Annotated in this window: 10 protein-coding genes; 2 read left to right on the top strand and 8 right to left on the bottom strand. The window is 42.3% G+C overall.

Going from position 1 to position 14,401, the window contains the following annotated elements:
- Positions 1-132 precede the first annotated feature (132 nt).
- The 7 genes from BK575_RS05015 to BK575_RS04985 all read right to left on the bottom strand — a co-directional run bounded on the left by BK575_RS05015 (position 133) and on the right by BK575_RS04985 (position 8,534).
- Positions 133-759: a DedA family protein gene (locus tag BK575_RS05015; protein ID WP_078409182.1), complete on the bottom strand. Its 627-nt coding sequence runs from the start codon at positions 757-759 to the stop codon at positions 133-135.
- Positions 760-992: 233 nt separating this feature from the next.
- Positions 993-2,069, bottom strand: a complete 1,077-nt coding sequence (locus BK575_RS05010; RefSeq protein ID WP_169907547.1) for a Ger(x)C family spore germination protein — start codon at positions 2,067-2,069, stop codon at positions 993-995.
- A complete protein-coding gene (locus BK575_RS05005) occupies positions 2,066-3,160 on the bottom strand; it encodes a GerAB/ArcD/ProY family transporter (RefSeq protein ID WP_078414645.1) in 1,095 nt (364 codons plus the stop codon). Before BK575_RS05005 ends, BK575_RS05010 begins: the two co-directional genes overlap by 4 nt.
- A gap of 27 nt (positions 3,161-3,187) precedes the next feature.
- Positions 3,188-4,618: a spore germination protein gene (locus BK575_RS05000; protein ID WP_078414644.1), complete on the bottom strand. Its 1,431-nt coding sequence runs from the start codon at positions 4,616-4,618 to the stop codon at positions 3,188-3,190.
- Between the two features lie 348 nt (positions 4,619-4,966).
- Positions 4,967-5,935 (bottom strand): peptide-methionine (S)-S-oxide reductase MsrA, encoded by a 969-nt coding sequence (msrA, locus tag BK575_RS04995; RefSeq protein WP_078409180.1) that lies wholly within the window; start codon positions 5,933-5,935, stop codon positions 4,967-4,969.
- 627 nt (positions 5,936-6,562) lie between these two features.
- Positions 6,563-7,858: a globin-coupled sensor protein gene (locus BK575_RS28845; RefSeq protein ID WP_078409179.1), complete on the bottom strand. Its 1,296-nt coding sequence runs from the start codon at positions 7,856-7,858 to the stop codon at positions 6,563-6,565.
- A gap of 175 nt (positions 7,859-8,033) precedes the next feature.
- Positions 8,034-8,534: a MerR family transcriptional regulator gene (locus tag BK575_RS04985; RefSeq protein WP_078409178.1), complete on the bottom strand. Its 501-nt coding sequence runs from the start codon at positions 8,532-8,534 to the stop codon at positions 8,034-8,036.
- A gap of 382 nt (positions 8,535-8,916) precedes the next feature.
- Here BK575_RS04985 and BK575_RS04980 point away from each other — a divergent pair, with 382 nt between their 5' ends.
- Together BK575_RS04980 and BK575_RS04975 are read left to right on the top strand one after the other, a co-directional pair.
- Positions 8,917-10,218 (top strand): NCS2 family permease, encoded by a 1,302-nt coding sequence (locus tag BK575_RS04980; protein ID WP_078409177.1) that lies wholly within the window; start codon positions 8,917-8,919, stop codon positions 10,216-10,218.
- A 341-nt stretch (positions 10,219-10,559) separates the two neighbouring features.
- On the top strand, positions 10,560-11,744 hold the full coding sequence (locus BK575_RS04975; RefSeq protein ID WP_078409176.1) for an MFS transporter: 1,185 nt from the start codon (positions 10,560-10,562) through the stop codon (positions 11,742-11,744).
- Between the two features lie 371 nt (positions 11,745-12,115).
- Here the strand turns inward: BK575_RS04975 and BK575_RS04970 are convergent, their stop codons facing one another.
- Entirely contained in the window at positions 12,116-14,104 is a 1,989-nt protein-coding gene (locus tag BK575_RS04970; RefSeq protein ID WP_078409175.1) for a methyl-accepting chemotaxis protein, read from the bottom strand.
- Between the last annotated feature and the right edge of the window lie 297 nt (positions 14,105-14,401).

Here is a 14,401-nt window from a genome sequence, read left to right as displayed (position 1 = left end):
GGAAGCTAATCCATGAAATGACGACTTTGTTTCAGGTTCCCCTGACGCTACTCCCCTTCACGTGGAAGAAAAATATATAGTTGATAATTCAATTTTATGCACGGTATTCAATTATGTCAATAGACAAAATGCTCAACGTTTTTTCATCGTGAATTCTTTTACAGAATAAGTGGATGTTTTCTTTCGTTTTTTCAACAAAACGTACAACATAATAAATAAAACCATCCCCACTAAGATTGGAAGAGTGTATTGATCGGCAAGATGCCCTACATCTTCCCAACGGGGCCCAAGTTTATATCCCAGGTAGACGTACAAAAAGGTAATAGGAAACATCGCAACGAATGTATAAATGCTAAAGGTCCATGGATTCATTCTGGCCATGCCGCACGGAATCGAAATGATGGTACGAAGCCCAGGCAAAAATCTGGCTGAAAACGCGACAATTGCTCCATGCCGCTCGAAAAAATGATCGGCCGCATCTAGCTGCTTTTCTTTAACGAAGAAATATTTACCGTACTTTTCCAAAAACGGTCTTCCGCCCCATCTTCCCAAACAGTATAATGTCAACGGTCCAAATGTCCCCCCTACAGTACCGGCGAGGACCACGAGCCACAGATTCATGTCACCTTTATAAACCCAATACCCAGCAAGCGGTAAAACAAGCTCTGCGGGGACAAATTCAAATGAAAGAGCAATGACAATTCCTAAATAGGAAAGTCCTTTTAAAAATTGGACAAACTCCAAAATCAATTGTTCCATATTGTTCATTCACCACCTCATATATATCCTTCCTCCTCTGCCGCGAAGGAGAAAGATAGGACAGACTGTTATGTCCATACAAGTATACGGGCGTGATTCACAAAAGTTTCTCAACATTGATATTTTTGTTAAATATTATGGATGTTCTTTCACACTTTGCAATTTTTGCTGTACTTCTTGAATTTTCAATTTTGAAATATGGGCATATTGTTGAATATCGAAAAAGTAGACTCCTACTCCACAACCCCCGATTGTAAAATATGAACTTGTACTTGCAAATCCACGTCTAAATCTTTATAGATATTTTTCCATTCCTCTTTAGTCGAATAGCGATTGAACTTTTTGTAGCGCTCACCGATACTAAATGGATCAATTTCTATTTCTTGGAATTTTTCTATCATTGCCCTTCCCTGCTTTTCCATTGATTTCTCCATATCCGCCTGGATTTTTCGTACCGCCTTTTTCTCCTGTAAATTTTGGCGTTCTGTCAGCTCTTTGATCTGCCCGTCCATTTCAATAGAGATGTGAAGTGTCGGTTTCGACGTTTTTCCTTTAAATTTATAGTCCGTCTTGGCTACGATGTTTTCGACAACAGCATAGGAGTTCTTGTCTTCCAATTTGAACTCATATGTTCCTTTTTTATACCCTTCCACAAGCATTTTAAAAACAAACATTTCCTCGAGAGAGATTTTTTCAATGTATTTATCCCCTTTAAACAGTGCCATCCCGATAATCCTGACTTCACTTTTATTGCGGCTCAGCAAAGGCAAATACGGATCTCCTCCTTCGGAAAAATACTTGTATAAAAACACATGGAGATTATTTTTAGGTACATTTTCATTTTTGATATTTTGTTCCAGGAGATTGGATATATACATAGCTGGATTCGTATTTGGATTATACTTTTCTTTAACAACAGGGGCCGCTTTTCCTTCTACCACAGCCAGCTGTGTCGTGTTGCCGATTGACGCATCACGATAAAGCGTATCAACAATATCGGAAATTCCTTTTCTCGCTAATTCCTCCCCATACAAAGCGACGCGAAGCTGACCGCTGACAATGGGCTTCGGGGCTTCACCGCTAGCTTTTGACCGGATATATTTGCTCGTATGGCCCGTTGCTGCGTGAACATCAAATTGTCCGGTTTGCTGCTCTGAATAAACGGGAATCATTGCAGTTCCTTCAATCTGGTTGTCCTTCGCCATATCATAGGCTATCGCTTGCATCAAATCGACATCATCTAAAATGTTCGCTCCGAGTCCGCAACCCGATAACATCATTATGATTGTTAATAAAATTAGGTGTCTCATTGATTTCCACTCCCCACCTTTTTCACGGTCTTTTGTACAACATATAAAAATGGGATATAGACATAAATAAAATAAAATCCAAATCTTCCATTCCATGTATTAGCCCTATCGATTTCAGCTCGGTCATCGATATAGTAAGTGTAGATGAAAAAAAGCAGCAACATTCCAATGAGAGGAATACGCTGTTGGATTTTAGCCACATCCCGCACAATGCGGCTTGCCGCCCAAAAAAACAGCACAATATTGGGCATGACAACAAGCAGCCAAAAAGAGATGTGAACGTACTCAAAACGCTGTAAAAAAGTAAACTCGACTACCTTTGTCATCGTTAAGTACGGCCAAATACTTACAAGCAATTGCTTTTCGCTGAAGAACGCGAAAGAAACGAGACATACGACCAAATACAAAAAAGTGGTAAACAACGCACCAAACTGAGCATATTTATGGGATTTTTCAGGTTTTTGGATAAATGGATAATAAATAAGAAGCGTTTCATATCCAATATAGCTGAGTGACATAGAAATGGTAGCTTTCCAAAGCTCTTTCACCGAATGAGTAAACATCGGCATTAAATTATCGAAATGGGCATATTCCAGTGGATAAATTAATGTAATAAATAGCCAAAGCGGCAAAATGACCCCAAAATAACAAACCCCGGTAATGACCTGAAAGCCGGATGAAATGATGTAATACGCTAAAAATAGAAAAAAAAGAGCAGGTAACCAAGAGGGAAGGCTTGGGAACATCCACACTTGTATCACCTCGATATACGTCCGGAGAACCGTATAAGCAGAATTCCAAAAATGAAGAGCCAGCACAAGGTTCAATGCATTGCCAATCCATTTGCCAAACAACGTCTGATGAATGTATACAAGGTTTCCCCCGCCCTCTTTTAACAATTTGTACATGATAAAGATTGAAATGTTGACCATCGCTCCTCCAACGATGACCCCTATCCATCCATCATATCCCGCTACTTTAGCAAGAATACGCTCAAATCCAAGGATACCTATTCCTACTTGAGCGCCCGTCACCAAGAAAAAGACAAGAGAAGGAGCGACTTTGTATGTTTCTTTCACTTGTTGGCTCATGCAAAAAACCCCTTCTGGATTTAAACGTTACGGATCTTCCGTAAAATCATTAATGATCTTTTCCTTCTTTTGTTGAGGCTTAAACCGTTCCTTGCTTTCTGTCTGCAAAAAGACCGGACGATTCTTAAAGGTCGTAAATGGGAGACGGATAATCGAGTCTTTCAAATCCTTTAGCCTCGGCGGATAAATTGGCTCTAAATAAGGACGGCCGAGAGAAGTAAGGCGCATTAAATGGGATAGTACAAACAACGAACAGATCATAATCCCAACGAGCCCGAGAATTTGTGCAAACATTAAAAACGGGAAGCGAAGCAAACGAATCGTATTCCCCATTTTATACGTTGGAGTTGTAAAGGAGGCCAGTGCGGCCAACGCTACGATGATGAGCAAAATATTGCTTGTGATTCCCGCTTCGACGGATGCCTGCCCGATTACAATCCCGCCCACGATACCGAGCGTCTGACCTACTTTCGTCGGCAAGCGGGCTCCCGCTTCCCTCAGCAGCTCGATAGCGAGCTCTAAAATAACCGCTTCAATAATAGGTGGAAACGGAATCGCGGTTCGCGATGAAATTAATGTCTGCAATAAATCCTTTGGAATAATTTCATAATGATAGGTGAGCACTGCCACATAAGCAGGTGTCGCAAAAATGGAAAACGCAACGGCAAAACCTCGAATTACACGGAAAGCTGTCGCAATCATCCAATTCAAGTTATAATCCTCAAGCGTACCAAAAAATTCAGTAATGGTACTTGGTGCAATCAAAGCATTGGGCGAACCATCCGATAAAATGGCAATTTTCCCTTCTGCCAAAGCGGCTGCCACCCGATCCGGCCGTTCCGTATTGACGATTTGGGGAAACAGCGACTTCGAATTATCCTGAATCATCTGTTCCAAATAGGAACTGTCAATAATTTGGTCAAATTTAATATCATCGATTCGTTGTATGACCGTTTGCAAATTTTCTTCGTTTACGACTCCTTTTACATACAAGATTGCAACTTTTGTTTTCGAGACCCTCCCTACGCATGTCTCTTTTACTTTTAAGTCACCAATGGGAAGACGTTTGCGAATTAAGTTCACATTTAAAAGCACTGACTCTACAAAAGCTTCTTGCGGACCAACAACACTGAACTCGATTTCAGGCGACCCAACTTGTCGAAAATTCGTATTGACAGCACACACAACGAGTACCTTTTTATCGTGTTGATGGACGCGAATCACTATGTTCCCTACAAGCAAACGCTCCTTGATCTCTTTCGGATCATCCGTAATAATCGTTTGTTCAATCGGCATCTTCCCTTTTAATTCTTCAAGCGATGTGATACTCCCATCGAGATATGGCAAAATATACTCATGAACGATTTCATTATCCGTCAAAGTAACGAAATACGATACCCAAAACGGACCGTTGTTGGCGGATGTGCTAAATTCAACAAAATCATCGGACAATCGCATCTCCTGTAACAACTCTGCCAACGATCTGGGTGCATCTTTTTCCTTTTGGCCTTTTAACTCATCATTCTTGTTTTTTTTAGAAAATAGTTTTGAAAACAAGGCAAACCTTCCTTTGTTTGTCTTTTTTGTTAGTGTTTTTGAAACACTTCTTATTTATTCCTTTCCTACCGAAAAAGGGACATCCCGAATTCACCGAGCATTGTTCCAATCAAAATGCCAAGGGCAATGAGGAAAGGAAGTTTTTTCAGTTCCTTTTCTGACATGTATATTCCTCCAATTCCATTATTTTTCTTTACCGTTAGCATGACCCATTGCAAAAAAAATAAGCAAAAGGGGAATCCCTTTTGCTTATTTTTTTGCAAATAGATGTATATACTCGCTATACCCTTCTTTTTCAAGATCGTTTTTCGGAATAAAACGAAGGGCGGCTGAATTGATGCAGTAACGCAAACCGGTTGGATGCGGGCCGTCTTCAAAAACATGGCCAAGGTGGGAATCGGCTTCCTTGCTGCGCACTTCCGTCCTGATCATGTTATGGCTGACATCTGTGTATTCAGTGACCTGCTCTTCTTTTAAAGGCTTCGTAAAAGAAGGCCAGCCGCAGCCGGAATCGAATTTATCAAGCGAGCTGAACAGCGGCTCCCCTGATACGATATCCACATAAATGCCTTCTTCTTTATGGTTCCAAAACTCATTGCGAAACGGGGGCTCTGTCCCGTTATTTTGCGTTACCTCGTATTGTATCGGGGTAAGCTTTTCTTTGAGCTTTTGTTTATCTGCCTTCGGCCAATGGTCTTTTAAAAAATTTTCACGACCCGAACCTGTACGATACAGCTGGTAACGGATCGGGTTCTTTTTATAATAATGCTGATGATAGTCTTCCGCTTCATAAAACGGTTCTGCCGGTAAAATAGGCGTAACAATCGGGTTAGAAAAACGTCCGCTCTCCCCCAGCTTCCGCTTTGACTCTTCGGCGATTTGTTGTTGTTTCTCCGTATGATAAAAAATGGCGGTACGATAAGAATCCCCGCGATCGGCAAATTGGCCTCCTTCATCGGTCGGATCAATTTGCTGCCAATACAGCTCCACTAAACGTTTATATGGAAAAACGGACGGATCAAATGTAATTTGCACGGCTTCATAATGCCCCGTCGTATCGGAACAAACTTCTTCATACGTCGGATTTTCCGTATGGCCTCCCGTATAACCGGAAACGACCTTCATAATACCCGGCTGTTCATCAAACGGCTTCACCATACACCAAAAGCACCCGCCGGCAAAGGTCGCCAACTCATATTGTTTTTCATTTTCTCCCATCGAAAACCCTCCTCTACTAGCACTTGTCCTTATTATACGTATGTTCAACCGTTCTACCAAACAATCTGCATTCGAAGAAAAGCGGAGGCGACTGTTCAGCTCGTGAAGAAAACAGGGATTGATCCATAAGGCGCTTTTTGCCTTATGAGAGCAATCATCGTTTTCACAGCGAGCTAGGAGCCGCAGCTGAACAAAGAAGAAAAGCGGAGCGAGCTCGTTCACACCCATAGGGCATTTATAGCTTCTGACAGAGAAACCGCTTTTTGGTTTCGGCGGAAGAGGCGAAATGACCGTAGGGTGTAGCTCGCGCAGCTGGACAGCAAAGGAACGAAGCCTAAGAGCGCAACGTTAATCGCCACGGCTTCATTTGCACATCCATGTGCTTCAAGCTCCGGCGACTTCTTGCCTTTGCAATTCATTTATAGACATTCCATCCAATAACTTGACATATCTTCATTCCAGCAAGACACATTCACAATCAGTTATCCAGACAACTTGGATCCGCCCTCAAGGGTTCACCTATGCGGATGGCGCCAACCCCGCAAGGGGGGTGTCAGCCGCTTAGGTCTAGAAAACGGGGCATGACGTTCTTTGGCCATGCCCCGTTTTCTAGGTCGACCTATATAGTTATGATTGCGAGAGCACCCTCAATTCATCCGCTGTTTGGGCAACCGTATGGATCGTTTGGGTCGCTTCGTCAATGACGCGGGAAATGGAATCAAGTTCTTGCTTTGTCTTATACGTTTGCTGTTTATTTTCTTTAACAAGCTCAATTACACTGCCGAAGAACGAGCTCATCTGCTCCATCTGAGTGCTGCCTTTTACCGTTAAATCTGTCACTTGTAAGACGGATTCCGAAATATGTTCGATTTGCTGATGAATTTCTTGAATAAGTGTACTAACGCCCGATACAGATGTTTTCGTTTCTTCGGCCAGTTTCCTTACTTCATCCGCCACAACCGCAAATCCCCGGCCATGTTCTCCCGCACGCGCAGACTCGATAGCTGCATTTAAGGCAAGTAAATTCGTTTGATCGGCAATAGATGTGACGATAGCCGAAATTTTATAAATTTCGTTGGACGTTTGATCGAGCATTTTCATTTTGGACGAAATATCTTGCATGCTTTGCTGAATATGATTCATTAATCTTTGCTGCTCATCCAGATCATTCTTCCCCGTTTCTGCTTCTTCTTCCACCGCACTGGCCACTTCCGTACGGCTTGTGGCAAATAAGGCGACTTCTTGGGCTTGAGCATTGATTTCTTCCATGAACTGATTCGTTTGCTCAGAAACCACCGCTAATTGATAAGCGCTTCCACTAATTTGTTGAAGCAGCTTACGGTATTTGTCTTCTGCTTCCTCATGAATGCTTTCATATAGATGGCGGTACTCGTCCAATACTACCTGTTCCTCAAAATTCATGACCTTTGACACAGAGCTGATTGCCTGAACTGTATCTTCTTTACTAAGAGAATGCTCGCCAATGATTTGAACAATCGAATAAAATAAATTTTGGAACGCCAGTACATACCATTTCGGTTCAAGGCCGATTTTCACATGCATTTGCGCAATCCGTTTTCTTTTTATTAAATACTCTTCATCAATGACTCCGTTGAACATTTCTTCAATATGTATACGAAGCGTCTTTTGCAAGCGATCGATGCTGCTGTGCTTTTCAATGATTTCGAACAAAGACGGTTCGCTCTTCAATCCTTCATAAAAACGGCGGGCGACTGCGTCAAGGTCTTGCTGGATAACAGGCTTTAAAGCGGCCGCTACCTTCAAATCCTTTTCTGTCAGCGAAATCATATGCAGCTGTCTCTTTGCTTCTTCACTTGATAAGTCTATGCGAACAGGTATGGCCTCTACATGCTGCTGCCATTCTTCCCTCGTATCTTTCTCCTTTTTTCTGAAAAAAACCATTATGTTCACCCCAAATTTATAAAAATACGAAACAATACCATATTTCCTATCATATCACCTTTTCTCATTTTGACTAGATGTAACAATGACATTTGTACTACACATGACTCCCTTACTTTGCAGATTCATGCGGACTTTCGAACGTACAATAAAAAAACGCCTGCTCAGGCGTTTTTTAAAGGAGATTTGTAAGGAAGGTTCTCCACCTTGAAGTACGTTTTTGGGGAAGATGAGAAAGGGAGGATTCCGTTTGCTTTTTCTCTTCCAGTTCTTGAATGCGCGCTTCCAGTTTTTCCACTTTCTGTTGAAGATCGTCAATCTCGGAACGATGTTCTAATATTTGAAACGTCACGACTTCCCCTGCTTTTTCTTCGATTCGCCTCTCATTTTCCATCAGACGCATTAACATCTGATCTATCTGCTTTTGCATCTCCTGCCATTTTTCCGTTTCTTCTATAGTGAGGGACACTGTCCCCTCACGTTTGGATACTGTTGACGCCACACGCTGTGATGGTGAGTTTGATTGGACTTGCTTCAGCTGCTCGAGATGTTGGTCCGTAAATTCAAAATGGCCCAGTTCATTCTTTTCACAAGGAATGTCGTGCTGTTTAACCCATTTTAATACCGTTTTCGGATTGATACCAAGCTCTTTCGCCACATCGCTCGTTTTCATCATTTTTCTCACTCCATCCTCGAATTCTATATTGTCACACTTCTAGAAAAAAGGACAGACTCCTTCACACTTGACAAAACTAGTCTTCGTTCAACATTTTCTCTAATCACTCCCCAAAAAGAATGAAAAGAAAACTTGTTTTTTTAATCCATAATATGATGAAGAACAGAAAAGTAAGAGATACTATTGAAAAACAACATCATACAAAAAACGATTATTATCCTTTATCTTGAAGTTGAATATGTTCAAAAACCGAACATTTTGGTAAAGTTCCTTTAAATTCATGCATATTTCCCAAGAAAAAATGAAGATTGTTCTTGCAATTGATGAGAAATAGCCATATTATAATAGAGGCTTTTGAAATGTTCGTTATTCGGAGGGAATTATGTTTAAACTTAAAGAGTACAACACGAATGTAAAAACCGAAATATTGGCCGGGATTACAACGTTCTTAACGATGGTATACATCGTCATCGTCAATCCAATTATCTTATCCGATGCAGGCGTACCGTTCGAGCAAGTGTTTACGGCAACGATTATCGCATCCATCGTCGGAACGTTATGGATGGCGCTTGGGGCCAATTATCCGATTGCCATTGCCCCTGGAATGGGCATGAATGCTTACTTTGCCTATTCAGTAGTTGGCTCCCATGGCGGTATCGATTATCAATCGGCCTTTGCTGCCGTTTTTATAGCCGGTTTAATTTTTGTTATTTTATCATTAACATCATTTCGCGAAAAATTGATTGAAGCAATTCCCGGCAACTTAAAACACGGAATTACAGCGGGAATCGGGCTATTTATCGCTTTCATCGGTCTTCGCTTAACAGGTATCATCACGGATCATCCGACAAACTTGGTCGCATTGGGTGACCTTCACTCTCCTTCTGTGGTGCTAGCCTTAATCGGCCTTGCCGTCACGCTCGTCTTAATGGTGCTCGGCGTAAACGGAGCTTTATTCTTCGGAATGATTGTGACAGGGATTGTCGCTTACTTCACTGGAGAACTTTCGTTTAAAGAAGGGTTTGTGGCTATGCCGCATCTTCCTGAAGGGTTACTGATTGCCAACCCGATTGCAGCTTTTGGGGATGTGATTCAGAACAGCTTATATGCCGTTGTTTTTTCTTTCTTATTAGTCACTATTTTTGATACAACCGGCACTATGATTGGTGTGGCCCAACAGGCAGGATTAATGAAGGGAAAAACGATGCCGCGTGCCCGTCAGGCATTACTGGCTGATTCATTTGGTACGTCCATCGGAGCGATGTTCGGGACAAGTCCTACCTCTGCTTATATTGAATCTTCTGCCGGTGTAGCCGCAGGCGGCCGTACAGGATTAACGGGGCTGACAGTCGCCATTCTATTCATCATCGCCGCCTTCTTCGGTCCGTTGGTTGGAGCGGTATCCGGCATTTCTGCCATTACAGCTCCAGCGCTTATTATTGTTGGAAGTTTAATGATGGGCGCCGTTTCTGAGATCAACTGGTCAGAGCTGGATGAAGCGTTCCCTGCATTCCTTGTCATCTTAAGCATGCCGCTGACATCAAGTATTGCAACTGGTATCGCTTTAGGCTTCATCGCTTATCCGTTAATGAAAGTCGTAAAAGGCAAAGCAAAAGAAGTCGACCCTCTTTTATATCTATTTGCCGTATTATTCTTATATCAATTAGCCTTCTTACCACATTAAAAAAACGTGTACCCTTTAATCCGAAGGGTACACGTTTTTTATATACATTCCACTTCATAACTCGACACATCTTCCTCCTATCAAAGGATACCACCATCAGTCATCCAGACAACTTGGCTCGTTCACCTATGCGGATGGAGCCAACCTCGCAGGGGGGTGACAGCCGCTTAGGTCTAGAAAATTTGACATGACCGTTCTTTGGTCATATCAAATTTTCTAAATCGATCTAAATAGTTGGGAAAACCTACTTAAATGAACATTCTTTGGTATACTAGTAATTGACTATTATATAGAAAATTTTGTGGTAAGAGAAAAACCGCAACAAAGACAGAAGGTGACATATGAAGAAACAAATCTTTACATTAATGTTCATTTTATTTATGGTATTTGTCGGCTTTGGAATCATCATTCCGATTGTTCCGGAAGTCATTCGTGCCACCGGTGCCAGCAGTGTCAACCTGGGCTTTTTAATGGCTGTTTATTCTATCGGGTCGTTCATTACGGCTCCGTTTTGGGGAAATCTATCGGATCGAAAAGGCCGCCGCCCCGTACTCCTTATAGGACTCATCGGTTTTAGCGTCAGCTTCTTTATTTTCGCGTCTGCAGAAAATTCGCTTATTCTCATGTATGCATCACGTATCCTCGGCGGTTTATTCGCGGGAGCTGTCATTCCATGTGCATTCGCTTATGCGTCAGACATTACAACAGAAGACGACCGAACAAAAGCAATGGGATTACTTGGGATGACGATCGGTCTCGGGTTTATTTTCGGCCCTGCCCTTGGCGGATTATTATCAACGATCAGCTTATTCTTCCCGTTTATTGCATCGGGAATTTTAGCAATGATCATGACCTTGTTCGCCTTCCTTGTTTTACCGGAGTCTCTCTCTGCCGAAAAACAGCAGCAGCCATCCGATACACAAAACCAATGGCAATTATTTAAAACCGATTTCCAGGGACCTGTGAAATATCTATATATGCTCGCTTTTCTCGGCACATTCACATTGGCAGGCATGGAAGCAACCTTTCAATTTTTCCAAATAGAAAGAATCAATGCCACCCCGGCCACCATCGGCTGGATGTTCATGGCAAGCGGCTTAACGCAAGCCATCATTCAAGGAGGCGTTCTCCAGCGTTTTAAGAAAGGAAATGAAAAAACGCTCATCGCCGTCGGCGTCTTCACGTCTGTCACTGGCTTCATTTTATTGCTGTTTTCATCCAATGTCGTGAACGCCACCATCTTCTTGTCCATCTTAACGGCAGGAAACGCCTTAATTCGTCCGTGCGTGCTGTCGCTCATTACAATGAAAACCAAAGTCGGATACGGAGCAGCGTCGGGTATCAGCTCTTCTATGGACAGTCTTGGACGCATTTTCGGCCCTGTGCTTGGAGCTCTGGCTTTCAGCCTAAACAGCTCCCTTCCCTTTCTCATCGGCAGCATACTGTCTCTCATTGCGTTCTTGCTGCTGCAAGGATACCGAAAAGCCGATAGAGATTCTTATAAAACCGTGGAGGCTGTACAGTAGGTATCTATGACTTCGTATGTTCATAACCTTTGATTGGCCAGACATTTCATCGACACCTAAACAGGCCGCAAAAATTTTTTTTTAACGAAAAGCCCCGTCACAAAATCAAGATTTTGTGACGGGGCTTTTCATGAGGATGATTTAAATGGTTTGCTCTTCTAAAAAATCTAGCACTTGATCGATGAGCTCTTTGCTGTTTATCTCATTTCCGTGATCGATGGATACTTCCATGCAAAAACGCCCCTTTCTTTTCTTCTTGTTGTATAAGATACCACACTTTTTATAAATTAGAACTAAAAAATTATGTAAATTTTTTGACAATATTCGTTCAATTATAATAAAAACCTCTCCACATACGGGAGAGGTTTTTATTATAATTTGAAACGATGAATAATACCAGCTAATTGCTCACTCAATTCCAGCAGTTCCTCTGCCGAATGAGACAGTGAACTGACTGCCCTCACTTGCTCTTCTGCCGAAGCCGTGATTTCTTCGGCCCCTGCAGCAGATTGCTGGGCAATCGCCGCAATGCTTTCTACCGCTGCGGCCACTTCTGTTTTTAAATCATCCATCTCATGCATACTCTCATTCGCATCATGGATGGACGCCACCATTTTCGACACATTTGATTCAATTTGCTGAAACGCCGATTCGGTATCAGATACAACCTCGCCTTGCTTCATTGAAAGCTCTGTTGTTCGTTTCATTTCATCTGCAGCCTTGTTCGTTTCCTTTTGAATGCTTTGAATCATATCATTGATTTCACTTGTTGCACGTGCGGATTGCTCTGCCAGCTTCCTCACTTCTCCCGCAACGACGGCAAACCCTTTTCCGACATCCCCGGCTCTAGCCGCCTCGATGCTCGCATTTAATGCCAGCAAATTCGTTTGATCCGAAATGTTATCAATTGTATGCACGATACTTTCGATGTTTTTCATCTTTTCCGTTAGAGAAAGCATGACATCATTCACTTGTTCAATGACCGTAAGCGTTTCGTTCGTATGGGAACGAAGCGAATGTATTTGCGAAATCCCCGTCTCGCTCGCTGCCGTCACGACTCCCGATAATTGGTGCAATTCTTGATTTTGTTCGAGTGCATGGGCAATTTGCTCTGACAATATAATGGTTTTATGGTTGGTCACATCTGCGTCTGTTGCCTGCTGTGTCGTCCCTTGGGCAATTTCGCCGATGGCACGGCCAATTTCTTCACTCGAAGCGGTCGCCTCTTCTGACACGGAGCTTAAATGCTCAACAGACATATGAACAGACTCGACCGATTTCTCGACAGCCAAAATTAATTCTCTCATGTTCTTTACCATATTATTGAAAAAGATCGCTAATTCCCCGATTTCATCATTCGATGAAACCTTTACCTCAACGGTCAAATTACCTTCGGCGACAAGTCCCATTTGCTTTTTTAATTCCAGGATCGGCTTGGTGATTGTTCTTGAGAATAAAAACACTAAAATCCCTGCAATGATGACAATAATAATAGACGTCCAGATGATCGACTTCAATATGACGCCGGCATTGCTTAATAAGTCTTTCTCTTTATAAACGATTCCCATTTTCCAGTTTGTTTGATCAATCGTGGTAAACGGCATAATACGATTTTCATTGTCATATGTATACGCCAAATATCCTTCTTTTTTATCATACATTTGTTTAATAAACGGGAGTTCCATCAAATTATCCCCTGGAAGCGTCGGATGGACAAGCGCTACCCCTTCCGTATCAAGCATAATAGAATAACCGTTATAGCCAATCTTTGTCTCATTAACCATTTCGGTTAACTTCGTCAATTCGAGGTCAATCCCTAAAACACCTTGAATTTCATTGGTTGACGAATCAACAATCGCCTTTGAGAGCGTAATGACCTGCTTTTTCGTGATCGCATCTTCATACACTTGTGAGATGTGGACTTGATCAGGTCCGCTCACTGCTTCCTTATACCAGCCTCTCGTCGTCGGATCGAGTGTCCCAGATTCAGGAGCCCCGTAAAATTGCTTATTCGGTGTTCCTACATAAATGGCCATTACATTTTTGTATTCATCCAAATAGCGGCTAAAATCTTCTCTGACCGCTGTCCATGCAGCCAGATCCTCGCTCTCGTTAACGGTTTGGGAAAAATCTTTCAGAAGCTCTGTTTGACTATAATACTGCACCGTTTTTTTGTACTGGTCTAAATACAGCTCAATCCGTCCCTTTGTTCCGGATAAAGTACTTACAGCCTGCTCTTTTACTTGTTCTTCCATCTGTTTTTTCGAAATTTGATAACTTAATGTTGCCACTGTGGCAAGCATGATAACCATCATGACGGTTACAATGAAGTTAAGCTTAATACTGATTTTTCGAAACATGTTTCCTCCGCCTTTTCTCCCAATGTCTTAATTTAATGTAGTCATATTACTTTTCGACAAAATATGAGCGTTCTTTATAGGCAAAAAGATACATTGTAGACAAGAAAAGCGGAGGCGACTGTTCAAAGAAGGCCGACTAAGGTCGCCACGTTAATCACCAACATCGGCACCCACATCCTGTGACCCCAAGGAAACAGGGATTGACCCCGTATACACTTTTGCCTTATGAGGGCAATCATCTTTTCCATAACGAGCTAGGAGCCGCAGCTGGACCATTGAAAAAAGGAGCATGGATTT

This window comes from Priestia abyssalis (genome assembly GCF_002019595.1).
Classification (GTDB): Bacteria; Bacillota; Bacilli; order Bacillales; family Bacillaceae_H; genus Bacillus_BA; species Bacillus_BA abyssalis.
This window is presented reverse-complemented; position numbering and strand designations above follow the sequence as displayed.

Bases quoted from the DNA above. Each gene is read 5' to 3' on its own strand.
- BK575_RS05015 (WP_078409182.1), bottom strand. From the start codon at position 759: ATGGAACAATTGATTTTGGAGTTTGTCCAATTTTTAAAAGGACTTTCC.
- BK575_RS05010 (WP_169907547.1), bottom strand. From the start codon at position 2,069: ATGAGACACCTAATTTTATTAACAATCATAATGATGTTATCGGGTTGC.
- BK575_RS05005 (WP_078414645.1), bottom strand. From the start codon at position 3,160: ATGAGCCAACAAGTGAAAGAAACATACAAAGTCGCTCCTTCTCTTGTC.
- BK575_RS05000 (WP_078414644.1), bottom strand. From the start codon at position 4,618: ATGCGATTGTCCGATGATTTTGTTGAATTTAGCACATCCGCCAACAAC.
- msrA (WP_078409180.1), bottom strand. From the start codon at position 5,935: ATGGGAGAAAATGAAAAACAATATGAGTTGGCGACCTTTGCCGGCGGG.
- BK575_RS28845 (WP_078409179.1), bottom strand. From the start codon at position 7,858: ATGGTTTTTTTCAGAAAAAAGGAGAAAGATACGAGGGAAGAATGGCAG.
- BK575_RS04985 (WP_078409178.1), bottom strand. From the start codon at position 8,534: ATGATGAAAACGAGCGATGTGGCGAAAGAGCTTGGTATCAATCCGAAA.
- BK575_RS04980 (WP_078409177.1), top strand. From the start codon at position 8,917: ATGTTTAAACTTAAAGAGTACAACACGAATGTAAAAACCGAAATATTG.
- BK575_RS04975 (WP_078409176.1), top strand. From the start codon at position 10,560: ATGAAGAAACAAATCTTTACATTAATGTTCATTTTATTTATGGTATTT.
- BK575_RS04970 (WP_078409175.1), bottom strand. From the start codon at position 14,104: ATGTTTCGAAAAATCAGTATTAAGCTTAACTTCATTGTAACCGTCATG.